Source organism: Streptomyces sp. NPDC004284 (assembly GCF_042874035.1).
GTDB lineage: Bacteria > Actinomycetota > Actinomycetes > Streptomycetales > Streptomycetaceae > Streptomyces.
On the sequence record NZ_JBIAMJ010000005.1, the window covers coordinates 283,612 to 306,665 of the forward strand.

Consider the following 23,054-nt stretch of genomic DNA (forward strand, 5'->3'; position numbering starts at 1 on the left):
ATGAGGGGCGGTCGGGGCGGCCGCATATGCAGGCGTTGACAGGCACGTTTCTGCATGATCAAAAAGGGTCAAGTGGCAGGGAATCAAAGGTGCTTGGGGGCTTCTCCGTGTGATCTATGGCGATCGAATGGCCTAGGCCTGGCGAGGGTGCGAGGTCTCGAAGAGGTCTCAACTCACCTCTACGGGGGATGCGCGCCACGGCGCCCGCCACCGGCGCACGCCACCCAGGCGCGCGCCCCCTCTTCGGAGGCGGGAGCAGGGGCCGTATCCACAGTGTGTCCCTCCTGTTGTCCACAGCCCATTCGCAGCGGAGGCGAATCCTCTTAAGGTGAGGAGTATTGGCGGTACGGACGGTCGAGGAGGCCACACTGTGAGCGAGACCAGCGGGACGAGCACCGGCAGCCCCAAGCTGCGCGCCGAGCTGGACGGCGTCCCCACCTACAAGCCGGGCAAGCCGGCCGCCGCGGGCGGCCCCGTGGCCTTCAAGCTGTCCTCCAACGAGAACCCCTACCCGCCGCTGCCGGGGGTCATGGAGAGCACGCTCGCCGCCGCCGCCGGCTTCAACCGCTACCCGGACATGGCCTGCACCGGGCTGATGGAGGAGCTGGCGAACCGCTTCGGCGTGCCCGTCTCGCACCTGGCCACCGGCACCGGCTCGGTCGGCGTCGCGCAGTCGCTGCTCCAGGCCACCTCGGGCCCGGGCGACGAGGTGATCTACGCCTGGCGCTCCTTCGAGGCGTACCCGATCATCACGCAGATCAGCGGGGCCACCTCCGTGCAGGTGCCGCTGACCGACGGGGACGTGCACGACCTCGACGCGATGGCGGAGGCGATCACCGACCGGACCCGGCTGATCTTCGTCTGCAACCCCAACAACCCCACGGGCACCGCGGTGCGCCGGGCGGAGCTGGAGCGCTTCCTCGACCGGGTGCCCTCCGACGTCCTGGTGGTGATCGACGAGGCGTACAAGGAGTTCGTCCGCGACGTCGAGGTCCCGGACGGCATCGAGCTCTACCGCGACCGGCCGAACGTGGCCGTGCTGCGCACCTTCTCCAAGGCGTACGGCCTGGCGGGTCTGCGGGTCGGTTTCGCGGTCGCCCACGAGCCGGTGGCGGCGGCGCTGCGCAAGACGGCGGTGCCGTTCGGCGTGAGCCAGCTGGCGCAGGACGCGGCGGTGGCCTCGCTGCGGGCCGAGGACGAACTGCTCGGGCGGGTCGGCTCGTTGGTGGCCGAGCGCGAGCGGGTCCACGCGGGGCTCGTGGCCCAGGGCTGGACCGTGCCGGACACCCAGGCGAACTTCGTCTGGCTGCGGCTCGGCGAGCGGACCATGGACTTCGCGGCGGAGTGCGAGCGGCACGGCGTGGTGGTGCGGCCGTTCGCGGGCGAGGGCGTGCGCGTCACGATCGGTGAGTGCGAGGCGAACGACCTGTTCCTGAAGGCGGCGGAGGGCTTCCGCCAGGCTCTCTGATCAGTCGGAGGCGAGTTCCACGCGGATCGGGTCGCCGTCCCTGACGGTGGCCAGGATCCGCGGGTCGCCGTCGAGCGCCCCGAGCAGGTTGCAGGGGCTCGCCAGACGGCATTCGTCACCCCGTGAGATCGGGGTGGGGCCGTAGGGGAGGGCGAGCGCGTCGCCCTCCGTCCAGAAGGCCACCGTGCCGGGTTCGACGACCTGGCGCGCGCCGTCCTCGACGGGGACGGAGACCGGCGTGTCGAAGTAGACCTCCTCGCCCCAGGTGCGGGCGGTGGAGGAGATCGGGAGGGCTCCCGCGAGCGCCTCGCTCGTGGGGGTCTCCTCAAGGGTGGCCGTGGTGTGTCCGGCCGGCCAGATGATGCGTATCCGAAGGGTCATGCCCCGGATTCAACAATATGTTGAAGGTCCTGGGAAGGGGTGGCCTTCGGTAGGGGGACCCCGACTGAAGGTACGGATTTCGTATGAGCCATAATGCTTGTGAATGTGAACGCGTTCACAAGCGTGTCCCTGTTCGTCCCGTAATAAGTGGGATTAACGGGGCAAACTGCCGATGTGACCACGGCGCTCACGGCGATGTAAGGAGAAAACGACGTGGACCTAGCTCTGGCGCCAGAGACTCTGGCGCGCTGGCAGTTCGGCATCACGACCGTCTACCACTTCCTCTTCGTTCCCCTGACGATCTCCCTCGCCGCGCTCACCGCCGGGCTCCAGACCGCCTGGGTGCGGACGGAGAAGGAGAAGTACCTCCGGGCGACGAAGTTCTGGGGCAAGCTCTTCCTGATCAACATCGCCATGGGTGTGGTCACCGGCATCGTGCAGGAGTTCCAGTTCGGCATGAACTGGTCCGACTACTCCCGCTTCGTCGGTGACATCTTCGGCGCGCCGCTCGCCTTCGAGGCGCTCATCGCCTTCTTCTTCGAGTCGACCTTCATCGGTCTGTGGATCTTCGGCTGGGACAAGCTGCCGAAGAAGATCCACCTCGCCTGCATCTGGATGGTGTCGATCGGCACCATCCTCTCCGCGTACTTCATCCTGGCGGCCAACTCCTGGATGCAGCACCCCGTGGGCTACCGGATCAACGAGGAGCGCGGCCGGGCGGAGCTCACCGACTTCTGGCACGTGCTCACCCAGAACACCGCGCTCACCCAGTTCTTCCACACGATCACGGCGGCGTTCCTGGTCGGCGGCGCGTTCATGGTGGGCATCTCCGCGTTCCACCTGGCCCGCAAGAAGCACATCCCGATCATGCGGACCTCGCTGCGGCTCGGCCTGATCACCCTGATCATCGCCGGCCTCGGCACCGCCATCAGCGGCGACCTGCTCGGCAAGGTCATGTTCAAGCAGCAGCCGATGAAGATGGCCGCCGCCGAGGCGCTCTGGGACGGCGAGGCGCCCGCACCCTTCTCCGTCTTCGCCTACGGCGACGTCGAGAAGGGCCACAACACGGTCGCCATAGAGATCCCGGGCCTGCTGTCCTTCCTCGCGAACGACGACTTCAGCTCGTACGTCCCCGGCATCAACGACGTGAACAAGGCCGAGCAGGAGAAGTTCGGGCCCGGCGACTACCGGCCCAACATCCCCGTCGCCTACTGGGGCTTCCGCTGGATGATCGGCTTCGGCATGGCCTCGCTGGCCGTCGGCGTGGTCGGTCTCTGGCTGACCCGGAAGAAGTTCATGCTGGCGCCGGGGCTGCGGACCGGTGAGGACGAAGTGCCGAATCTGGTCCTGTTCAAGCGGAAGGCGCTCAGCCCCCGCCTGGGCAAGTGGTACTGGATCGTCGCCCTCTGGACCATGGCGTTCCCGCTGATCGCCAACTCCTGGGGCTGGATCTTCACCGAGATGGGCCGTCAGCCCTGGGTCGTCTACGGCGTGCTGCGCACCCGCGACGCCGTCTCCCCCGGTGTCTCCCAGGGCGAGGTCCTCACCTCGATGATCGTCTTCACCGCGCTCTACGCGATCCTCGCCGTCATCGAGGTCAGGCTCCTCGTCAAGTACGTCAAGGCGGGACCGCCGGAGCTCGGCGAGGACGACCTCAACCCGCCCACCAAGATCGGCGGGGACTCTCGTGACCCCGACCGTCCCATGGCCTTCTCGTACTGAGGCTCAGGAGATCGAGGCATGGAACTCCACGACGTCTGGTTCGTACTCATCGCCGTCCTCTGGATCGGCTACTTCTTCCTCGAAGGATTCGACTTCGGGGTCGGCATCCTGACCAAGCTGCTCGCCCGCGACCGGACCGAGAAGCGGGTCCTCATCAACACCATCGGACCCGTCTGGGACGGCAACGAGGTGTGGCTGCTCACGGCCGGAGGCGCGACCTTCGCCGCGTTCCCCGAGTGGTACGCGACGCTGTTCTCCGGCTTCTACCTGCCGCTGCTGATCATCCTGGTCTGCCTGATCGTCCGGGGCGTCGCCTTCGAGTACCGGGCGAAGCGGCCCGAGGAGAACTGGCAGCGCAACTGGGAACAGGCCGTCTTCTGGACCTCGCTGATCCCCGCGCTCCTCTGGGGCGTGGCCTTCGGCAACATCGTCCGGGGCGTGAAGATCGACGGCGACATGGAGTACGTCGGCAACTTCTGGGACCTGCTCAACCCGTACGCGCTCCTCGGCGGCCTGGTCACGCTCACCCTCTTCACCTTCCACGGCGCGGTCTTCGCCTCGCTCAAGACGGTCGGGGACATCCGGACGCGGGCACGGGCGCTCGCGCTCAAGCTGGGTCTGGTCACGGCGGTGCTCGCGCTCGTCTTCCTGATCTGGACCCAGGTCCACACGGGTGACAGCTGGAGCCTCGCGGCGATGCTGGTCGCCGTGGTCGCGCTCGTCGGCGCCATCGCCGCCATCAGGGTGGGCCGCGAGGGCTGGTCGTTCGCGCTCTCGGGCGTCACGATCGCCGCCGCGGTGGCGATGCTCTTCCTCGCCCTCTTCCCGGACGTCATGCCGTCTTCGCTCAACCCCGAGTGGAGCCTTACCGTGACGAACGCGTCGTCGAGCCCGTACACGCTCAAGATCATGACCTGGTGCGCGGCGATCGCGACCCCGTTGGTGCTGCTCTACCAGAGCTGGACCTACTGGGTGTTCCGCAAGCGCATCGGCACGCAGCACATCGCCGACGCCCATTAGGACCGACGCTCGACAGGGCCGGTGCTCACCGAGGCCGGCCCTCCCCAGAGGGGCATGTTTCACGTGAAACCGATCGACCCGCGCCTGCTCCGGTACGCCAGGGCCACCCGTCTCTTCCTGATCGCGGTGGTCGTGCTCGGCCTCGTCGGGGCGGCGCTGGTCATCGCCCAGGCGATGCTCATCGCCGAGATCGTGGTGGGGGCCTTCCAGAAGGCCCAGTCGGTTTCCGATCTGACCACCCCCCTGCTGCTGCTCGCCGGAGTCGCGGTGGCGCGGGGACTGGTCTCCTGGCTGACCGAGCTCGCCGCCCACCGGGCGAGCGCGGCGGTCAAGTCCGAACTCCGCGGCCGGCTCCTCGGCCGCGCGGCCGCACTCGGGCCGGGATGGCTGAGCGGGCAGAAGGCCGGTTCGCTGATCGCCCTCGCCACGCGGGGCGTGGACGCCCTCGACGACTACTTCGCCCGCTATCTGCCGCAGCTGGGTCTCGCGGTGGTCGTGCCGGTGGCGGTCCTGGCCCGGATCGTCACCGAGGACTGGGTCTCGGCGGCGATCATCGTCGTCACGCTGCCGCTCATCCCGGTCTTCATGATCCTCATCGGCTGGTACACCCAGGCCCGGATGGACCGGCAGTGGAAGCTGCTCTCGCGGCTCTCCGGTCACTTCCTGGACGTGGTGGCCGGCCTTCCCACCCTCAAGATCTTCGGCCGGGCGAAGGCCCAGGCCGAGTCGATCCGCGCGATCACCTCCGAGTACCGCCAGGCGACGATGCGGACCCTGCGGATCGCCTTCATCTCCTCCTTCGCCCTGGAGCTGCTCGCGACGCTGTCCGTCGCGCTCGTCGCCGTGACCATCGGCATGCGGCTCGTCCACGGCGAGCTCGACCTCTACACCGGGCTCGTCATCCTGATCCTGGCGCCCGAGGCCTACCTTCCGCTGCGGCAGGTGGGGGCGCAGTACCACGCGGCGGCGGAGGGGCTCGCGGCGGCGGAGGAGATCTTCGAGGTCCTGGAGCAGCCGGTACGGAACGGTGGCGCGGCAGCTGCGCCGGAGTCCGTACGGCTTGAGCTCGACGGTGTGACGGTGCGGCACGCGGGGCGCACCGAGCCCTCGCTCGACGCGGCGACGCTGACGGTCGAGCCGGGCGAGACGGTGGCCCTGGTCGGGCCGAGCGGGGTCGGGAAGTCGACGCTGCTCGACGTCGTCCTCGGGTTCGCGGTGCCGGAGGAGGGCGGTTCCGTACGGGTCGGGGGCGTCGACCTGGGGTCGCTGGACCTGGAGGCGTGGCGGTCCCGGATCGCCTGGGTGCCGCAGCGGCCGTACCTGTGCGCGGGGACGGTCGCCGAGAACGTCCGGCTCGCCCGGCCGGACGCCTCCGACGAGGCGGTACGGGGCGCCCTGCGGGACGCCGGGGCGGACGGGTTCGTCGCGGGGCTGCCGCTCGGGCTCGACACGGTGCTCGGCGAGGACGGCGCGGGACTCTCGGCGGGGCAGCGGCAACGGCTCGCGCTCGCCCGGGCGTTCCTGGCGGACCGGCCGCTGCTGCTGCTCGACGAGCCGACGGCGGCGCTGGACGGGGCGACGGAGGCGGGGGTCGTCGACGCGGTTCGTCGCCTTGCCGCCGGGCGGACGGTGCTGCTGGTGGTGCACCGGCCTGCGCTGCTCGCGGTGGCGGACCGGGTGGTGAGCCTCGGCGGCGACGTACCCGCTCCGTTTCACGTGGAACATGCGCCTTCGACGAGCCCCGTCGGGCAGGCGTCCACCGTCGGCCTCGTGGAAGAGGAACCCCTCACGCGCCCTGCCGGACCGGTGCCGGTGGCGTCCTCGTCGGTGCTCGCGCGGGTGCGCGGGATGGCGGGTGAGCTCAAGGGGCGTATGGCGCTCGCGCTGCTCCTCGGGAGCCTGGCCCTCGGCTCGGCCGTCGGACTCATGGCCGTGTCCGGGTGGCTCATCTCGCGGGCGTCCGAACAGCCGCCCGTGCTCTATCTGATGATGGCCGTCACCGCCACGCGCGCCTTCGGCATCGGCCGGGCCGTTTTCCGGTACGCCGAGCGGCTCGTCTCGCACGACGCAGTCCTGCGGATGCTCGCCGACCTGCGGGTCTCCGTCTACCGGCGCCTGGAGCGGATCGCCCCGGCCGGACTGCGCCGCACCCGGCGCGGTGACCTCCTCGCGCGGCTCGTCCAGGACGTCGACGCCCTCCAGGACTACTGGCTGCGCTGGCTGCTGCCCGTGGGCGCCGCGCTCCTCGTGGGTGCCGGTTCCGTCGGGTTCACCGCCTGGTTGCTGCCCGAGGCCGGGGCCGTTCTCGCCGTCGGCCTGCTGGTCGCGGGGGTCGCCGTGCCGATGGCCGGCGGGGCCCTCGCCCGCAGGGCCGAGCGGAGGCTCGCCCCCGCGCGCGGCACCCTGGCGACCGCCGTCGCCGATCTGCTGCGCGGCTGCGCCGAACTGACCGTCGCCGGTGCGCTCCGGGGCCGGATCGAGCGGGCGCGGGACGCCGACCGCGCCCTCACCTCCATCGCCTCCCGGCAGGCCGCCGCCACCGCGCTCGGGGCCGGACTCTCGGCCCTGGTCTGCGGCCTGACGGTCGCGGCCGCCGCGCTCGTCGGCATCCAGGCCGTACGGGACGGGCGGCTCGACGGAGTGGCCCTCGCCGTGGTCGTCCTCACGCCGCTCGCCGCCTTCGAGGCCGTCACCGGGCTTCCGCTCGCCGTCCAGTACCGGCAGCGCGTCAAGCGCAGTGCCGAGCGGGTCTTCGAGGTCCTGGACGCCCCCGTCCCCGTACACGAGCCGCGCACGCCCGCCGCTCCCCCGGCGAGTCCGTTCCCGCTGGAGCTGTCCGGGCTCTCGGCCCGGCACGCCGGACAGGAGAGGGCGGCGCTCGACGACTTCGGGCTCACCCTGGAGGCCGGGCGGCGGGTCGCGGTCGTCGGCGCCTCCGGCTCCGGCAAGACCACGCTCGCCCAGGTGCTGCTGCGGTTCCTGGACGTGGAGCACGGCACGTACCGGCTCGGCGGCGTGCCCGCGCGGGAGCTCGACGGCGACGAGGTCCGGCGGTTCGTCGGCCTCTGCGCCCAGGACGCCCACCTCTTCGACAGCTCCGTCCGCGAGAACCTGCGGCTCGCCAAGGTCGGGGCGGACGACGGGGAGCTGCGCGAGGCGCTGCGCCGGGCCCGGCTGCTCGACTGGGTCGACGGGCTGCCCGCCGGACTCGACACGCTCGTCGGCGAGCACGGTTCGCAGCTCTCCGGAGGCCAGCGGCAGCGCCTCGCGCTCGCCCGGGCCCTCCTCGCCGACTTCCCGGTCCTCGTCCTCGACGAGCCCGCCGAGCACCTGGACCTGGCCACCGCCGACGCGCTCACCGACGACCTGCTCCGGGCCACCGAGGGCCGCACCACCGTCCTCATCACCCACCGGCTGCACGGTCTCGGCGCGGTCGACGAGGTGGTGGTCCTCGACGAGGGCCGGACCGTGCAGCGCGGCCCCTACGCCGAGCTCGCGGCGGCGGACGGCCCGCTGCGCCGGATGCTGGAGCGGGAACGGGACACCGATGAGCTCCTCACCGGCGGCGGACGGCCGACTTTTCTTGCCAAATAGGACTTACTAGTCTCAAGGCCATGACCGCCGCCGCGCCGTCCGAGTCCTCGGACCCCCTGGAAGCCGCCACCCAGGCCACCCGCAGCCTCCAGGGGCTGTCCACGGAGCTCACCGCCCGCGTGCCGCAGCTCCTGGAGGCCATGCGCTCGGTCGGTACCGGCCTGGAACTCCACTCCACCCTCGACCGGATCTGCGAGACCGCCGCCGAACTCGCCGACGCCCGCTACGCCGCGATCGGCGTCGTCGACGACGAGGGCGAGGGCCTCTCCGACTTCGTCACCTTCGGCGTCGACGAGGACACGGCCCACCGGATCGGCCACCGCCCCGACGGCCACAAGGGGCTGCTCGGCGCGCTGATCCGCGACCCGCAGACCATCCGTCTCGCCGACCTCACCACCGATCCGCGCGCCGCCGGCTTCCCGCCCGGGCATCCGCCGATGCGGACCTTCCTCGGCGTCCCCATCCGGGTCCAGGGCGAGATCTTCGGCAACCTCTACCTCGCGGAGAAGCACGGCGGAGGCGAGTTCAACGACTACGACGTGCACATGGTCCGGGTCCTCGCCACCGAGGCCGGCATCGCGATCGGCAACGCCCGCCTGTACGAGGCGGCCCGGCAGCGCGAGCGGTGGATCGACGGCTCGGTCGCCGTCACCACCGCGCTGCTCTCCGGCGGAGACGCGGACGACGCCCTCACGGTCGTCGCCGAACAGGCCCGTCGGCTCGCCGACGCGGACGCCGGGATCGTGCTGCTGCCCGCCGAGGAGGGCGGCCTGGAGATCGTCGCCGTCTCCTCGCCCCGGCCCACGAAGTCGCTCGGCGTGGTGATCCCGCCCGAGAGCGCCGTGGTGAAGCAGCTCCTGGAGGGCGAGGCGGTCTTCGTGGCCGACGCCTCCACGGACCCGCGCATGATCAGCCGGCTGACGTCCCCGTACGGGCCGAGCATGATGCTGCCGCTGCAGAGTGGCGGGCGGGTCCTCGGCGCGCTCGCCACGCCCCGGGCCCGGGGCGCCCGGCAGTTCACGGAGGCGGAGCGGACGCTCGCCACCCAGTTCGCCTCGCAGGCCGCCCTCGCCCTGATGATGGCCGACGCCCAGCGCGACCGGGAGCGCCTCGCGGTCTACGAGGACCGCGACCGGATCGCCCGTGACCTGCACGATCTGGTGATCCAGCGGCTCTTCGCGACCGGGATGATGCTGGAGAGCGCCCAGCGGAAGTCGATCGTGCCGGCCGTGCGCGAGGGCGTGGGCAAGGCCGTGGACGAGCTGGACGTGACCATCCAGGAGATCCGTACGGCGATCTTCGCGCTCCAACAGGGCCCCGCCGAGGCCCCGTCGGGGCTGCGCACCCGCGTCCTGCGGGAGATCAACATGGCGGCCGTGCCGCTCGGCTTCAAGCCCGCGCACCGCTTCCTCGGCGCGATCGACTCGACGGTCGGCGAACTCACCGGCAAGAACCTCATCGCCGCGCTGCGCGAGGCGCTCTCCAACGCGTTCCGGCACGCGGAGGCGAGCCGTATCGAGGTGGTCGTCGACGCCGGCATCACGCTGCCCGACGGCGCCTCCGGGGTACGCCTCTCGGTCGCCGACGACGGCATCGGCATCCCGGCGGGCGGGCGGCGCAGCGGCCTGCGCAACCTGGCCCGCCGGGCCGAGTCGCTGGGCGGCGCGAGCTGGTGCGACCCCGGCCTGGGCGAGGACGGCGGCGGGACGACGGTGGTGTGGGAGGCCCCGCTCTGACCTTCAGCCCCGGGAAGCCAGGGCTTCGGCGACGAGCTGTTCGATGATGACGGCGACCCCGTCCTCGTTGTTGCCGACCGTCCGGCCCGAGGCGGCGGTGATGACGTCGGGGTGGGCGTTGCCCATCGCGTACGAGCGGCCGGCCCAGCTCAGCATCTCGATGTCGTTCGGCATGTCGCCGAAGGCGACGACCTCCTCGGCCGCGATGCCGCGTTCGGCGCAGCAGAGGGCCAGGGTGGAGGCCTTGGAGACGCCGAGCGCGCTGATCTCGATGAGGGCGGTCGGGCTGGACCGGGTGAAGGCGGCCCGGTCGCCGGCCGCCTCCCTCGCGATCGCGAGGAACGCGTCGGGGTCGAGCTCGGGGTGCTGGGCGAGCAGCTTGAGCACGGGGGCGGCCGAGCCGGGCGCCTCCTCGAAGAGGAGCTTCTCGGCGGTGGCGACGGTGGCGCCCGGGTCGAGGTAGAACGGCGGGTACAGCGGCTCGTAGTGGATGCCGGTGGTGAGCTCGACGGCGAAGGAGGTGCCCGGCGCGGCGGCGCGCAGGGCACGCACGACGTCGAGCGCGATCGGCCGCTCGAGGGGGCGGACCTCCAGGAAGGTGCCGCCCGCGTGCAGGTCCACGACGGCGGCGCCGTTGGCGCAGATCGCCAGGCCGTGCCCGTGGACGTGGTCGCTGACGACATCCATCCAGCGGGCCGGGCGGCCGGTGACGAAGAAGACCTCGATCCCGGCCTGCTCGGCCGCGGCGAGGGCGGCGACGGTGCGCTGGGAGACGGACTTGTCGTCACGCAGCAGGGTGCCGTCGAGGTCGGTGGCGATCAGCCGGGCCACCGGGGCGGAAGGGCGCGGGGAACGGGGAGAGGTCACCGGACCATTCTTCCGCACCGGACGCACGGGCGTGCGAGGAGCTGCACATATGAGTGCGCGGGTTCTGGGCGTGGAGGTGCCCGGCGCTCGTCTCCGTCAGGGCGTCGGGCTCGTCTCCGTCAGGGCGTCGGGCTCGTCTCCGTCAGGGCGTCGAGTTCGTCTCCGTCAGGGCGTCGACGAGGGCGACGGTGACGGCTCGCTGGCCGTCGAGCGTGAGGTGGATCCCGTCGTCGAGGTGCAGACCGGCGGTGACCTGCCGGGTGTCGACGGTGAGTTCCGGCTGCCCGAGGAGGAAGCCGGCGACGCCGTCGACGTCCTCGCTCGTCCAGCCGATCCCCGCGCGGCGGAAGTGCGGGTAGGCGTCGGCCCGTTCCTGGTCCACGGCGCTCGGGGTGAGCCAGATCCAGCGGTCCGGGCCGGAGGGCCCGCCGCGGCCGGCGAGTTCCCGCAGGGCGAGGAGGTTGCGCTCGGTCTCCGCCTCGCTGACCAGCCGGGTGCCCGCCTCCCCCGGGCCGCGGCCCAGCCGCTGGGCGTCGTTCGCGCCGAGCATGCACAGGATCCAGTCGGGGCGCAGGAAGGCGAGCTGGGGCAGTTGGGCGAGGGCCTGGGTGGTGGTGGAACCGGAGACGGCGAGGTTGACGAGCTCGACGCCGTCCGGGAGGAGGTGGCGCAGGATCGAGAACCAGGAGAGCCGGTCGGCGGTGGTGCTCTCGCCGAGGGCGACGATCCGCTGCCCCGGCCGGAAGGGCAGCCGGCCGGCCCGCTCGGCGAAGCCGGGGTCCTCGAGCAGTTCGGCCGCGGTGTCCCGGGCCTGGTCGTCGAGGTCGCGCAGCAGCTTCCGGTACGTGTCGGTGTCGAGGCCGAAGAGGTCGGCGAGGCGGGTGTCGGGCAGCTCCCCCAGGTAGCGGAGGGTCTTCTCCGGCTGCTGGAACCGTACGAGCTTGTCCGTCAGGTTCTCGTTCATGCAGGCGCTCCTTGGTTCTTGCGGGTACGGCGACGGGGCAGCAGGAAGCCGGCGGCGATCAGCCAGCCCAGGCAGGTGAAGCGGGCCAGCGGCAGCAGCAGGGCGGCGCCGTCGAGAAGCAGGGTGAGGGCGGAGAGTTCGGCGATCGCCGCCAGGACGAGACCGGTCACGGCGAGCGCGCGGGGCAGCAGTCCGGCGAGGAGTCCGGGGACGGCGATCCCGGCCACGAGCAGGCCGAGCGTCACCACGTGGCCCGGGCCGCCGGTGGCGAAGGCCAGGTACTGGAGGGACCGGACGAGCGGCGGGAGGTCGAGGACCTCCGTACGGGACAGGGTCCAGCTCACCAGTCCGCAGCAGGCCAGGAATCCGGAGGCGAGGAGGCCGCCGGCCAGGGCGATGGTCGCGCCGGGCGCGCGGACGCCGAGCCGGTGCAGCCGGGCCGAGACCGTGGCGGCGTAGACGGCCAGCGGGATCGAGGCCGCGAACTGGAGGGCGCCGGAGACCTGGACGGCGCCGGAGTGGGCGCGGAAGTACGCCACGATCTCGCCGGTCTCGCCGAAGGGGGAGGGGAAGGGGTCGCCGTCGGCGAGCACGGTGCTGAGGACGAGCCCGGCCAGGAACAGCCCGGTGAACACCACGGCGAGCACACCGGGTGGCGGTCCTCCCTGGGGCTCCCGGCGTGCTCGGGGGGCCTCGGTCGGCCGGGGATCGGTCCAGCTCTCTGCAGACACGGGTCCTGTCCGTTCTCTGAGAAGAATAGTTCACAGTGGAGAATCATTCTTGTGTCGTACGATAACTCCGTGAGCAGTGACCGGCAACCAGTGGAAGATCCGGGAGCGGCGGCGGCCTCGCCCCCGCGCGGCGGGGCGTTCCTGCTCGCCCAGCTCGGGGCGCACGCGGCGGGACGCTTTGAAGAGCGCGTCGGCGAGCTCGGCCTCGCCCCGCCGGACGTCGGCCTGCTGCGGATGATCGCCATGGAGCCGGGACGGAGCCAGCGCTCCCTCGCCGCCGACCTCGGCGTCGTCCCGAGCCGGGTCGTCGCGCTCATCGACAACCTGGAGAAGAAGGGGTTCGTCGAACGCCGGCGCAGCGCCGAGGACCGTCGCCACCACGAGCTGTACGTCTCCGAGGACGGCCGCCGGGTGCTCGGACGGGTCCGGGAGGTCGCCGCGCTGCACGAGGACGACCTGTTCGCGGCGCTCGACGAGGAGGACCGGGCCCGGCTGACGGCGCTCCTCGGCCGGATCGCCGAGCAGCAGGGCCTCACGCCGGGCGTCCACCCGGGCTACCGCCGGCTGCCGAAGCGGCCGAACTGAGGCGCGACCGGCGTGTCAGGACATGGCCGTAAACACCCGTTCGTTCAGGACGAGACGGGGAAGATTCCTGGGAGCTGACGGCGTCTCCAGGGAGGGCGGGCATGGTCGCGGGCCGGCGAAGAGGGGAGTGCGACTCCTGCGGTGCGCCGTACGGAACGTGGATCGCGAGCCTCCGCATGGCCCTGTGCGCGGAGTGCGAGCGGTCCGGAGCGGACCACCCCGTACGGGAACCGGTGCTGGTCGGCGACGTCCTGGCCGGCCTGACCGACATCGTCTCCCGCCCGAGGACCGGCGCCGGGGGCGCCGTACCGGAGACGGCCCTCGCCGGGGGTGCCGTACGCGACGCGGCCCGCTCTGCGGGTGCCGTACCGCAGCAGCGGTCGCCGTTCTCAGGGGCCCCGGGGGCCTCTGGTTCTTCCGCTGGTTCTTCCGCGCCCTCTGCGTCCTCCGAGGCGTCGGCCCTCGCGGCCTGTGACCGGTGTGGGGCCCGTGCCGAGTGGCGTCGTACGGTCCGGGGGCGCCGGCTCCTGCTGGAGCCCGGGGAGCTGGCGGCCCGGCTCGTCCCGGCGGGCAGACGCTGGCGCGTCGCGGGCGACGGGACCGCGGTCGCCCTGGGCTCCGCCGTGCCGTCCGACACGTGCCGGGTCAGTCATCTCGACGTCTGCCCGGCCCGCCCTGCCCCGGCCGGCTCCCCGGTCATGCTCGCGCTGTGGCGGAGCCACGCCCGGCGTACGGCCTGACCCGCCCCGGCGCGGGGCGGGTCAGGGCGGCGAGGCTCAGCCCAGCTGGGCGAGCGCCTCGGTGGCGATGTTCTCGAAGACGGTCTGGTCGGCGGCGAAGTCGGAGTCCGCGATCGGCCAGTGGATCACGAGCTCGGTGAAGCCGAGCTCGCGGTGGCGCCCGGCGAAGTCGACGAAGGCGTCCACGGACTCCAGCGGCCGGCCCCGGTCCGGGGTGAAGCCGGTCAGCAGGATCTTGTCCAGCTCGTCGACGTCCCGTCCGGCCTCGGCGCAGGCCTTGCCGAGCTTGCCGATCTGGCCGCGCAGGGCCTCCACCGACTGCTCGGGGGTCCCCTCCTCGTACAGCTTCGGGTCGCCGGTGGTCACCCACGCCTGCCCGTACCGCGCGGCCAGCCTCAGCCCGCGCGGCCCGGTCGCCGCCACCGCGAAGGGCAGCCGCGGGCGCTGGACGCAGCCGGGGATGTTCCGCGCCTCGTCGGCCGAGTAGAACGTGCCCCGCTCCGTCACCGCGTCCTCGGTGAGCAGCCGGTCGAGCAGCCCCACGAACTCGCCGAACCGGTCGGCCCGCTCCTTCGGCGTCCACGCCTCCTGCCCGAGCGCGGTGGCGTCGAAGCCGTTGCCGCCCGCGCCGATGCCGAGGGTGACCCGCCCGCCGGAGACGTCGTCGAGCGTGATCAGTTCCTTGGCGAGCGTCACCGGGTGCCGGAAGTTCGGCGAGGTCACGAGGGTGCCGAGCCGGAGCCGCTCGGTGGCCGTCGCCGCCGCGGTGAGCGTGGGCAGCGCGCCGAACCACGGGCCGTCGCGGAAGCTCCGCCAGGAGAGGTGGTCGTAGGTGTACGCGGCGTGGAACCCCAGTTCCTCGGCGTGCCGCCACTTCTGGCGACCCCCCTCGTGCCAGCGGTCGACGGGCAGGATCACGGTGCTCAGGCGCAAGGTCATGGCTCCGAGCCTACGGCGGTCAGCGGACGCGGGCGCTCAGCCAGGGGGTGAGGGTGGCTCCCGTGACCAGCTCCTTGTACGTCTCGTCGCCGGGCAGCGGGACGATCAGCCACCAGCCGGGCGGGAAGAACCGGCCCTTCACATGGGCGAGGCCGCCGTGGACGGAGCGGAGGAAGGCGGGGACGGCGTCGCGGGGCACGTCCGCGAACTCGATCCCCTCCACGGTGATCCTGGCGTCGCCCTCGGGGAAGACCTGCACGGTGACGGCGGGGGAGCCGCCCAGCTCGACGTAGGCCTCGTGGGGGAGCGAGCCGTCGGGGTCCAGGGCGGTGAACGCGTCGGCCGAGGTCCGCCGGGAGGTCCGGTCCGCGCCGATGTCGTCGGTCACCGTCATCTCCAGGTGGAACTCCCGGGCGAGCTCACGGATCGCGGCGACGGCGGCTTCGGTGCTGGGCAGATGCGGGTGATGCGGGTGGGCGGCCATGAAGTCGATCATGCCCCAGGGCGGGGACCGGCTCAGGAAAGTGCCTGCCTCAGGACGAGGACCGGCTCAGGACGAGGAGCGCCTCAGGACAAGGAGCGCCTCAGGAGGGAAAGCGAAGGAACTCCGGCGGGACCGCGTCGGTCAGCCAGACCCCGTTGGCGCTGACGTGGAAGACGTGTCCGGCCCGCCGCATGGCGCCGGCGTCGACGCTCAGCACGACGGGCCGCCCCCGGCGCGCGCCGACCCGGGTCGCCGTCTCCCGGTCGGGGGAGAGGTGGACGTGGTGGCGGGCCATGGGACGCAGCCCCTCCGCCCGGATCGCGGGGAGCCGGTCCGCGACCGTGCCGTGGTAGAGGTACGCGGGCGGTTCGGCGGCCGGCAGGTCCAGGTCGACCGCGACGGTGTGGCCCTGGCTCGCGCGGATGCGGGTGCCCTCGATCGCGAAGCGCTTCTTGTCGTTGGTCGCGACGACGTGGTCGAGCTCCTCGCGGGTGATCGGGAAGCCGTGGGCCGCGGCGGCCCGGAGCAGGGCGTCGATCTCGGTCCAGCCGTGCGCGTCGAGGACGAGTCCGATGCGCTCGGGCTGGTGGCGCAGATGTTTGGAGAGGTACTTCGACACCTTCACTGTGCGTGTCTGGTTCATTCCGTCAGGATGCCGAAGCGTGACGCGCCTCACCAACGAATTTCGATGGGCAGGTTTGATCCACAACAAAGCTTGGTTATCCACAGGCAAGTTGATGATTCTGTGGACAACGGGACTTCATTTTCAGGCGGATTGGGTAAGTTAATTATCTATCGGTCGACTTGAGGCAAGTGCGTCCAATGTCCTCTTGTGTACCTCTCGTTCTGTGGCCGCCGCGATGAAGGCCTCGACGCCCTCCGTCCCCACCAGGCTCTGCACGGCCCGTATCGTCCCGGCGGGGAGCGACACCGCGCGCGGCTGGTCGTCCTTCACCGGAGGGTGATCCGGCGACAGGTGGATCTGGAGGTGCTGGGTCGCCAACAGGCGCATCGCCCGCGCCAGTTCGGCGTCCACCGTCTGCTGGGCGAGCGGCCTGAGGCGACGCACCATCGTCGCCGCCTCCGCCGCGTCCGCGTCCGTCGGCGGCCGGTGCTCCAGATAGCGCGCGAAGACGTGCTCGGTCGTGAACTCCAGGAAACGGGACGCGATGTGTTCGACCTGATCGCGAAGTTCCCTCAGGTGTCCGGTGATCGCCGCGAGCGGCACGCCCGCCGCGTACAACTCGGCCGCCACCGCCAGCTCTTGCGGGCTCGGAACGAGGTACTCCTCGTCCTCCCGGTCCGGCAGCCGCTCCAGGACGCCGAGCTCGACGGCCTCCCGGATGGCATCCTCGTCCGGCGTGCCGCCGAAGCGGGCGTCCAGCTCCGCACGGGAGATCCGGTCCGCCTCCTCGTCCGTCCACGGCCCGTGGACCTCGGCGACCAGACCCAGCACCCCGCCGAGCCCCCGGCCGGTGTCCCACGCCTCAAGGAGCTCCTTGATCGAGGCCAGGGTGTAGCCCCGGTCGAGGAGGTCGGCGATCTGGTGGAGCCGGGCGAGGTGCGCGTCCCCGTACACGTTCGACCTGCCCCGCCGCTCCGGGCGGGGCAGCAGACCGCGGTCCTGGTAGGCGCGGATCGTCCGGACCGTGGCCCCGCTGTGATGGGCGAGATCCTCGATCCGGTACTCCGGCTGTGCTGACTGCTCGGACAAAACCGCTCCCACCGACCGCATCCTTCACCCCGCCACCGCGGGGCCCCTCCTGGAAGGGATCGTACGACCGCCGGTCCCGCCCCGCTCCCCACGAGCCGTGCCCAACCCACCTCCCCGACCGAGGCGAGGCCGGCCCAGCCCTCCGACCGAGGCGAGACCAACCCAGCTCCCCGACCGAGGCGAGACCAACCCAGCCCTCCGACGGAGGCGAGACCAACCCAGCTCCCCGACGGAGGCGAGACCAACCCAGCTCCCCGACCGAGGCGAGACCAACCCAGCTCCCCGACCGAGGCGAGGCCGGCCCAGCCCCCCACGACCGTGGCAAAGCCAGCCCCGCCTCCCCCGGCCGAGGCCCGCACCTCCCTACGCCGGCGGCTGCCCCCGCCCGAGCCCCCCGCCCCTACGCCGGCGGCTGCCAGCGGGCGAGCGCTCGCAGGGCTCCCGGGCTGAGCCGGGACAGGAAGTGGGCGCCCCGGGCCTCGGGAGTCACCGGGACGACGGCCCGGTCGTGCAGGACCGCCCCCAGGATCGCGTCCGCGACCTTCTCCGGCGGGTAGTTCCGCAGGCCGTACAGCCGGGAGGCCTTCCGCTGCCGCCGCTTCTCCTCCTCCGCGTCCGAGACCCCGGCGAACCGCGCGGTCGCCGTGATGTTGGTGTTGACGATGCCGGGGCATATCGCCGACACTCCGATGCCCTGGCCGGACAGTTCGGCGCGCAGGCACTCGCTGAGCATCAGCACCGCCGCCTTCGACGTGCTGTACGCGGGCAGCGCCCGGGAGGGCTGGAAGGCCGCCGCCGAGGCGGTGTTGACGATGTGCCCGCCCTGGCCGCGCGCGGTCATCTGCGCACCGAAGAAGCGGCAGCCGTGGATGACGCCCCACAGGTTGACGTCCAGGACCCGCTTCCACTCCTCGGCCGAGGTCTCGAAGAAGGAGCCGGTGAGCCCGATGCCCGCGTTGTTGACCAGGACGTCGACGACTCCGTACTCGTCCGCCACCTTCGTGGCCAGCTTCTCCATCGCCTGCTCGTCGGAGACGTCGACGGTCTCGCCCCAGGCCTCCGGGGCGCCGATCAGACGCGCCATCTCGGCCGTGCGGGCGGCGCCCTCGGCGTCCCGGTCCACGGCCACCACCCGGGCGCCGGCCTCCGCGAACGCGAAGGCGGTGGCCCGGCCGATGCCGCTGGCCGCCCCGGTGACCAGGACCAGCTGGCCGCCGAACCGCTCCGCGTACTCCGGCTTCACACCGCTCTTCGCCACCGTCGCGGCCACCGGCTTCGGAGCCTTGGTCGCCGCGTCCTCGTTGGCCCGGACGAACTCGGCGATCCAGGCGGACAGCTGGTCCGGCCGGGTGCGCGGCACCCAGTGCTTGGCGGGCAGGGTGCGCCGGGTCAGCTCCGGCACCCAGCTGCCCAGGTCGTCGTAGAGCCGCTCGGAGAGGAAGGCGTCGCCGGTCGGCGTGATCAGCTGCACGGGCGCGTGCGCGTACGCGTCGGAGCGCGGCCTGCCGAGCCGGGCCCGGACGTTGTCCCGGTAGAGCCAGGCGCCGTGCGCCGCGTCGTTCGGCAGGGAGGGCGTCGGGTAGTCGCCGGCCGGGACCTTCTCCATCCGCTCCAGGACCTTCGGCCAGCGCTTGCCGAGCGGTCCGCGCCAGGCGAGCTCCGGCAGCACGGGCGTGTGCAGCATGTACACGTACCAGGACTTGGCGCCCTGGCCGAGGAGCTGTCCGACCCGGCGCGGGGTGGGCCGGGTCATCCGCTGCTTGATCCAGTGCCCGAAGTGGTCGAGCGAGGGACCCGACATCGAGGTGAAGGAGGCGATCCGGCCCTCGGTGCGCGGCACCGTGACGAACTCCCAGGACTGCACCGAACCCCAGTCGTGGCCGACGAGGTGGACCGGACGGCCCGGGCTGACGGCGTCGGCGACCGCGAGGAAGTCGTCCGTCAGCTTCTCCAGGGTGAAACCGCCGCGCAGCGGCGCCGGCGCCGTCGACCGGCCGTGCCCCCGGACGTCGTACAGCACCACGTGGAAGTCCTCGGACAGCCGGACCGCGACCTCCGACCACACCTCCTTGGAGTCCGGGTACCCGTGCACCAGGAGGACGGTCGGCCGGTCCGCGTCGCCGAGTTCGGCGACGCACAGCTCGATCCCGCCCGTCCGGACCCAGCGCTCCCGCGCCCCGTCAAGCCCGGCGATTCCCGCCATCAGACCGCTCCCTCGTTCCAGCGCCGCACGTGCGGCAGATCGTCGTCCAGCCAGAAAGCGCTCTGCTCGGGGTCCCGGGAGTCGGTGACGACCAGGATCTCCTCGAACTTCGCGCCCGTCCCCCGGAATCCGAGGTGCGGTTCGACCGCCCACAGCCCGGGCATGGGCGGGTGGTCGGAGAACTTGTACGGCGACCAGAGCGGCGACCAGCCGTCCCGGTGGCCGTGCACGGCGTCGCTCGCCAGGCCCTTGAGCGACTGGGTGCCGAAGCCGAAGAGCGTCGGTGCCCAGCGGCGCTCCTTCACCCGGTCGATCTTGTGGGCGATGACGCCGAACGGATAGGCCCGGTGCCGGTTCGCGTACCCCTGGCGGACCATGAGCCGGTCCACGTCCTCGTATATCTCGCGCAGCGTGCGGCGCTCGCGGACCTCGCGCAGGATCAGCTCCCGGTGGGCCTCAAGATCGGCGAGCAGCTTGTCGTGCAGGGGGTTGAGGCCCAGGCAGCCGCTGTAGCCGATGTCGGCCGTGTAGCCCCGGTGGACCGGCGCCATGTCGAGGATGAACGGCATCCCCGCCTCGAGGCGCCGGTTCGTGGGGAAGAACTGCAGCGGGATCTTGAAGTCCACGAAGGCCGTGCGGTCCCCGAACCAGGCGAACGGCCGGTGGAACCAGTCCCGCACCCCCCGCTCGTACAGCCACTCCCGCTGCATCCGGGCGGCCTCGCGCTCGGTCACGCCCGGCTTGAGCTGGGCCGCGACGGCTTCCGCGCACTCGTACGAGAGCCGCTGTACTTCCCTGAACCCCCGCAGCTCCGCGGAGAGTTCGCCTGTCACTGCTGAGGCCATGCCACCCGCCGTCCCGTGTGAGCGCCCGGCTGCGCTACGCGTTCGTAACTTGACACCGATGAATGTGACAATGCCCGGCGGCTGCGTCAAGAGGTCGGACGGCGACCCTGTGGAAAAGTCCGGCGGAAAGACCGACGGCCGACTGGAGGAGACCGACGACGGCTTGTGGAAAAGACTTTCGTCTCGGCGCCCCTACGGGCTTGTACTCCTGTAGTCGGAGAAGGACCGAGCCGTTGGGCTGACGACTTCTGTGGCGCACGCCACTACCGTCGAAGCGTGACTGTGATCGCTACCGAAAGCCTCAGCAAGCGGTTCCCCCGGGTGACCGCTCTCGACCGGCTCTCCCTGGACATCGGGCCCGGTGTGACCGGACTTGTGGGTGCCAACGGAGCCGGCAAGTCCACGATGATCAAGATCCTGCTCGGCCTCTCCCCCGCCACGGAGGGCAGCGCCCAGGTCCTGGGCCTCGACGTCCGCACGCACGGCCCCGAGATCCGCGAGCGCGTCGGATACATGCCCGAGCACGACTGCCTCCCGCCGGACGTCTCGGCCACCGAGTTCGTCGTCCACATGGCGCGGATGTCGGGCCTCCCGGCCTCGGCCGCCCGCGAGCGGACCGCCGACACCCTGCGCCACGTCGGCCTGTACGAGGAGCGCTACCGCCCGATCGGCGGCTACTCGACGGGCATGAAGCAGCGGGTGAAGCTGGCCCAGGCGCTGGTCCACGACCCGAAGCTGGTCCTCCTCGACGAGCCGACGAACGGCCTCGACCCGGTCGGCCGGGACGAGATGCTCGGACTGATCCGCCGGGTCTGGACCGACTTCGGCATCTCCGTCCTCGTCACCTCGCACCTCCTGGGCGAGCTGGAGCGCACCTGCGACCACGTCGTCGTCATCGACGGCGGAAAGCTGCTCCGCTCCAGCTCCACCAGCGACTTCACCCGGACCACCACGACGCTTGCGGTCGAGGTCACCGACTCCGACGCCCACCCCGACGGCACGGCGTCGCTGCGCGCGGCCCTCGCCGCCGCCGGCGTCACGATCCACGCGGGCGTGGAGGACGGCCTGCCGGGCGCCGGTCACATCCTGCTCCTGGAGGCCCCCGGCGAGGAGACGTACGACCTCGTACGGGACACCGTCGCCGGCCTCGGCCTCGGTCTCGTCCGCATGGAGCAGCGCCGTCACCACATCGCCGAGGTCTTCAAGGCGACGGACCAGGAGGAGGTGCCGGCCCGATGAGCGCCCAGACCCCCGAAACGAACCAGACCCCGGACACGACCCGGATCCACAACATCGGCTACCGGTCCTACGACGGCCAGCGCCTCGGCCGGTCGTACGCGCGCAGGTCGCTGTTCTCGCAGTCGCTGCGCGGCGCGTACGGGCTGGGCCGCAGCGCCAAGTCCAAGGTGCTGCCGATGCTGCTCTTCGCGGTGATGTGCGTCCCGGCGCTGATCATCGTCGCCATCTCGGTGTACACCAAGGCCGACAAGCTGTTCGTGGAGTACACCCAGTACGCGATCTACCTCCAGCTCGTCATCGCCGTCTTCCTGGCCTCCCAGGCCCCGCAGTCGGTCTCCCGCGACCTGAGGTTCCGGACGGTCCCGCTGTACTTCTCGCGTCCGATCGAGCGGGTGGACTACGTGCTCGCCAAGTTCGGGGCGATGGCCTCGGCGCTCTTCGTCCTCACCGCCTCCCCGCTGCTGATCCTGTGGATCGGTTCGATGCTGGCCAAGATGGACTTCGTCGAGCAGGCCAAGATGTTCGGCCAGGGCCTCGTCTCCGTCGCGATCCTGTCGGTGCTCTTCGGCGGCATCGGCCTGGTCATGGCCGCGCTCACCCCGCGCCGCGGCTTCGGCGTCGCCGCCGTGATCGCCGTCCTCACCATCTCCTACGGCGCGGTCTCCACCCTCCAGGGCATCTCCTACGCCACCGAGAACACCGGCGCCATCATCTGGCTCGGCCTCTTCTCCCCCCTCACCCTCGTCATCGGCCTGCAGAACGCGTTCCTCGGCGCCCACGCCTCCTTCCCCGGCGAGATGCAGGTCGGGGCCGGTGTCGGCGTGGTCTACCTGGTGGTCGTCCTCGGCCTCATCGCCTCCTGCTACGGCATCCTGATGGCCCGCTACCGAAAGGTCGGACTGTGAGCACCCTGCACATCGACCACGTCTCGCGCTGGTTCGGGAACGTCGTAGCGGTCAACGACGTCACGATGTCGATCGGCCCCGGCGTCACCGGTCTCCTCGGCCCCAACGGCGCCGGGAAGTCCACCCTCATCAACATGATGGGCGGCTTCCTCGACCCCTCCACCGGCAGCGTGACCCTCGACGGCGCGCCGGTCTGGCGCAACGAGTCGGTCTACCGCTCCATCGGCGTCGTCCCCGAGCGGGAGGCGATGTACGACTTCCTCACCGGCCGCGAGTTCGTCGTGGCCAACGCGGAGCTCCAGGGCCTCGGCGCGGCGGAGGCCCAGCGGGCCCTGGCGACCGTCGAGATGGAGTACGCGCAGGACCGGAAGATCGCCACGTACAGCAAGGGCATGCGGCAGCGCGTGAAGATGGCCTCGGCCCTCGTCCACGAGCCGTCCGTGCTGCTGCTCGACGAGCCGTTCAACGGCATGGACCCGCGCCAGCGGATGCAGTTGATGGACCTGCTGCGGCGGATGGGCGCGGACGGCCGCACGGTCCTGTTCTCCTCGCACATCCTGGAGGAGGTCGAGCAGCTCGCCTCCCACATCGAGGTGATCGTCGCCGGGCGGCACGCGGCCTCCGGCGACTTCCGCAGGATCCGCCGGCTGATGACCGACCGGCCGCACCGCTACCTGATCCGCTCCAGCGACGACCGGGCGCTCGCCGCCGCGCTGATCGCCGACCCGTCCACGGCCGGCATCGAGGTCGACGCGGTGGACGGCGGACTGCGGATCCAGGCCGTCGACTTCGGACGGTTCACCGAGCTGCTGCCGAAGGTCGCGCGGGAGCGGGGCATCAGGCTGTTGACGGTCTCGCCCTCCGACGAGTCCCTCGAATCCGTCTTCTCGTATCTCGTCGCGGCCTGAAAGGAGCAC

The 23,054-nt window shown here is 71.6% G+C and carries 20 protein-coding genes; 10 read left to right on the top strand and 10 right to left on the bottom strand.

What is annotated here, in order from left to right:
• The first annotated feature begins 370 nt into the window (after nt 1–370).
• Nucleotides 371–1,468 (top strand): histidinol-phosphate transaminase, encoded by a 1,098-nt coding sequence (gene hisC / locus ACFYUS_RS16080; RefSeq protein WP_388851305.1) that lies wholly within the window; start codon nt 371–373, stop codon nt 1,466–1,468.
• Here the strand turns inward: hisC and ACFYUS_RS16085 are convergent, their stop codons facing one another.
• Nucleotides 1,469–1,849 carry a cyclophilin-like fold protein gene (locus tag ACFYUS_RS16085; RefSeq protein WP_388851308.1) on the bottom strand — a complete coding sequence of 127 codons (381 nt, stop codon included), beginning with the start codon at nt 1,847–1,849 and terminating at the stop codon, nt 1,469–1,471. It lies immediately after the preceding gene.
• A gap of 213 nt (nt 1,850–2,062) precedes the next feature.
• On the opposite strand from ACFYUS_RS16085, the gene ACFYUS_RS16090 reads away from it, so the two are divergent.
• The 4 genes from ACFYUS_RS16090 to ACFYUS_RS16105 all read left to right on the top strand — a co-directional run bounded on the left by ACFYUS_RS16090 (nt 2,063) and on the right by ACFYUS_RS16105 (nt 9,921).
• Nucleotides 2,063–3,571 (top strand): cytochrome ubiquinol oxidase subunit I, encoded by a 1,509-nt coding sequence (locus tag ACFYUS_RS16090; protein WP_388851310.1) that lies wholly within the window; start codon nt 2,063–2,065, stop codon nt 3,569–3,571.
• Between the two features lie 18 nt (nt 3,572–3,589).
• The gene (gene cydB / locus ACFYUS_RS16095) at nt 3,590–4,591 is read left to right on the top strand and encodes a cytochrome d ubiquinol oxidase subunit II (RefSeq protein ID WP_388851313.1); all 1,002 of its coding nucleotides are present in this window, start codon (nt 3,590–3,592) and stop codon (nt 4,589–4,591) included.
• A 63-nt stretch (nt 4,592–4,654) separates the two neighbouring features.
• Nucleotides 4,655–8,185: a thiol reductant ABC exporter subunit CydD gene (gene cydD / locus ACFYUS_RS16100; protein ID WP_388851316.1), complete on the top strand. Its 3,531-nt coding sequence runs from the start codon at nt 4,655–4,657 to the stop codon at nt 8,183–8,185.
• 20 nt (nt 8,186–8,205) lie between these two features.
• Nucleotides 8,206–9,921 carry a GAF domain-containing sensor histidine kinase gene (locus tag ACFYUS_RS16105; protein ID WP_388851319.1) on the top strand — a complete coding sequence of 572 codons (1,716 nt, stop codon included), beginning with the start codon at nt 8,206–8,208 and terminating at the stop codon, nt 9,919–9,921.
• 3 nt (nt 9,922–9,924) lie between these two features.
• On the opposite strand, the gene ACFYUS_RS16110 is transcribed toward ACFYUS_RS16105, so the two are convergent.
• The 3 genes from ACFYUS_RS16110 to ACFYUS_RS16120 all read right to left on the bottom strand — a co-directional run bounded on the left by ACFYUS_RS16110 (nt 9,925) and on the right by ACFYUS_RS16120 (nt 12,399).
• Entirely contained in the window at nt 9,925–10,788 is an 864-nt protein-coding gene (locus ACFYUS_RS16110; RefSeq protein ID WP_388851322.1) for a Cof-type HAD-IIB family hydrolase, read from the bottom strand.
• A 142-nt stretch (nt 10,789–10,930) separates the two neighbouring features.
• Nucleotides 10,931–11,752 carry an SGNH/GDSL hydrolase family protein gene (locus ACFYUS_RS16115; RefSeq protein WP_388851325.1) on the bottom strand — a complete coding sequence of 274 codons (822 nt, stop codon included), beginning with the start codon at nt 11,750–11,752 and terminating at the stop codon, nt 10,931–10,933.
• Nucleotides 11,749–12,399 (bottom strand): hypothetical protein, encoded by a 651-nt coding sequence (locus ACFYUS_RS16120; RefSeq protein ID WP_388851328.1) that lies wholly within the window; start codon nt 12,397–12,399, stop codon nt 11,749–11,751. The genes ACFYUS_RS16115 and ACFYUS_RS16120 overlap by 4 nt, the downstream gene beginning before the upstream one ends.
• 153 nt (nt 12,400–12,552) lie before the next feature.
• Here ACFYUS_RS16120 and ACFYUS_RS16125 point away from each other — a divergent pair, with 153 nt between their 5' ends.
• Nucleotides 12,553–13,068 (top strand): MarR family winged helix-turn-helix transcriptional regulator, encoded by a 516-nt coding sequence (locus ACFYUS_RS16125; protein WP_388851331.1) that lies wholly within the window; start codon nt 12,553–12,555, stop codon nt 13,066–13,068.
• A gap of 101 nt (nt 13,069–13,169) precedes the next feature.
• A complete protein-coding gene (locus ACFYUS_RS16130) occupies nt 13,170–13,808 on the top strand; it encodes a DUF6083 domain-containing protein (protein ID WP_388851334.1) in 639 nt (212 codons plus the stop codon).
• A gap of 36 nt (nt 13,809–13,844) precedes the next feature.
• On the opposite strand, the gene ACFYUS_RS16135 is transcribed toward ACFYUS_RS16130, so the two are convergent.
• From ACFYUS_RS16135 to ACFYUS_RS16160, 6 genes are all read right to left on the bottom strand, one after another.
• Nucleotides 13,845–14,747, bottom strand: a complete 903-nt coding sequence (locus ACFYUS_RS16135) for an LLM class flavin-dependent oxidoreductase (RefSeq protein WP_388851337.1) — start codon at nt 14,745–14,747, stop codon at nt 13,845–13,847.
• Between the two features lie 19 nt (nt 14,748–14,766).
• Nucleotides 14,767–15,231, bottom strand: a complete 465-nt coding sequence (locus ACFYUS_RS16140; protein WP_388851340.1) for a hypothetical protein — start codon at nt 15,229–15,231, stop codon at nt 14,767–14,769.
• 100 nt (nt 15,232–15,331) lie between these two features.
• The gene (locus ACFYUS_RS16145; RefSeq protein WP_388851343.1) at nt 15,332–15,874 is read right to left on the bottom strand and encodes an RNA 2'-phosphotransferase; all 543 of its coding nucleotides are present in this window, start codon (nt 15,872–15,874) and stop codon (nt 15,332–15,334) included.
• 141 nt (nt 15,875–16,015) lie between these two features.
• A complete protein-coding gene (locus tag ACFYUS_RS16150) occupies nt 16,016–16,966 on the bottom strand; it encodes a MerR family transcriptional regulator (protein WP_388851346.1) in 951 nt (316 codons plus the stop codon).
• Nucleotides 16,967–17,345: 379 nt separating this feature from the next.
• A complete protein-coding gene (locus tag ACFYUS_RS16155) occupies nt 17,346–19,148 on the bottom strand; it encodes an SDR family oxidoreductase (protein WP_388851350.1) in 1,803 nt (600 codons plus the stop codon).
• Nucleotides 19,148–19,993, bottom strand: coding sequence for a M24 family metallopeptidase (locus ACFYUS_RS16160; RefSeq protein ID WP_388851353.1), 846 nt, complete (start codon nt 19,991–19,993; stop codon nt 19,148–19,150). The genes ACFYUS_RS16155 and ACFYUS_RS16160 overlap by 1 nt, the downstream gene beginning before the upstream one ends.
• A gap of 282 nt (nt 19,994–20,275) precedes the next feature.
• On the opposite strand from ACFYUS_RS16160, the gene ACFYUS_RS16165 reads away from it, so the two are divergent.
• From ACFYUS_RS16165 to ACFYUS_RS16175, 3 genes are read left to right on the top strand one after another with little or no spacing between them, the layout of a single operon-like run.
• The gene (locus ACFYUS_RS16165; protein WP_388851783.1) at nt 20,276–21,232 is read left to right on the top strand and encodes an ABC transporter ATP-binding protein; all 957 of its coding nucleotides are present in this window, start codon (nt 20,276–20,278) and stop codon (nt 21,230–21,232) included.
• Nucleotides 21,229–22,137 (top strand): ABC transporter permease, encoded by a 909-nt coding sequence (locus ACFYUS_RS16170; protein ID WP_388851356.1) that lies wholly within the window; start codon nt 21,229–21,231, stop codon nt 22,135–22,137. Before ACFYUS_RS16165 ends, ACFYUS_RS16170 begins: the two co-directional genes overlap by 4 nt.
• Nucleotides 22,134–23,045, top strand: coding sequence for an ABC transporter ATP-binding protein (locus ACFYUS_RS16175; protein WP_388851359.1), 912 nt, complete (start codon nt 22,134–22,136; stop codon nt 23,043–23,045). The genes ACFYUS_RS16170 and ACFYUS_RS16175 overlap by 4 nt, the downstream gene beginning before the upstream one ends.
• Nucleotides 23,046–23,054 lie beyond the last annotated feature (9 nt).

Bases quoted from the DNA above. Each gene is read 5' to 3' on its own strand.
- ACFYUS_RS16085 (WP_388851308.1), bottom strand. From the start codon at position 1,849: ATGACCCTTCGGATACGCATCATCTGGCCGGCCGGACACACCACGGCC.
- cydB (WP_388851313.1), top strand. From the start codon at position 3,590: ATGGAACTCCACGACGTCTGGTTCGTACTCATCGCCGTCCTCTGGATC.
- ACFYUS_RS16105 (WP_388851319.1), top strand. From the start codon at position 8,206: ATGACCGCCGCCGCGCCGTCCGAGTCCTCGGACCCCCTGGAAGCCGCC.
- ACFYUS_RS16115 (WP_388851325.1), bottom strand. From the start codon at position 11,752: ATGAACGAGAACCTGACGGACAAGCTCGTACGGTTCCAGCAGCCGGAG.
- ACFYUS_RS16130 (WP_388851334.1), top strand. From the start codon at position 13,170: ATGGTCGCGGGCCGGCGAAGAGGGGAGTGCGACTCCTGCGGTGCGCCG.
- ACFYUS_RS16135 (WP_388851337.1), bottom strand. From the start codon at position 14,747: ATGACCTTGCGCCTGAGCACCGTGATCCTGCCCGTCGACCGCTGGCAC.
- ACFYUS_RS16140 (WP_388851340.1), bottom strand. From the start codon at position 15,231: ATGGCCGCCCACCCGCATCACCCGCATCTGCCCAGCACCGAAGCCGCC.
- ACFYUS_RS16145 (WP_388851343.1), bottom strand. From the start codon at position 15,874: ATGAACCAGACACGCACAGTGAAGGTGTCGAAGTACCTCTCCAAACAT.
- ACFYUS_RS16150 (WP_388851346.1), bottom strand. From the start codon at position 16,966: ATGCGGTCGGTGGGAGCGGTTTTGTCCGAGCAGTCAGCACAGCCGGAG.
- ACFYUS_RS16155 (WP_388851350.1), bottom strand. From the start codon at position 19,148: ATGGCGGGAATCGCCGGGCTTGACGGGGCGCGGGAGCGCTGGGTCCGG.
- ACFYUS_RS16160 (WP_388851353.1), bottom strand. From the start codon at position 19,993: ATGGCCTCAGCAGTGACAGGCGAACTCTCCGCGGAGCTGCGGGGGTTC.
- ACFYUS_RS16170 (WP_388851356.1), top strand. From the start codon at position 21,229: ATGAGCGCCCAGACCCCCGAAACGAACCAGACCCCGGACACGACCCGG.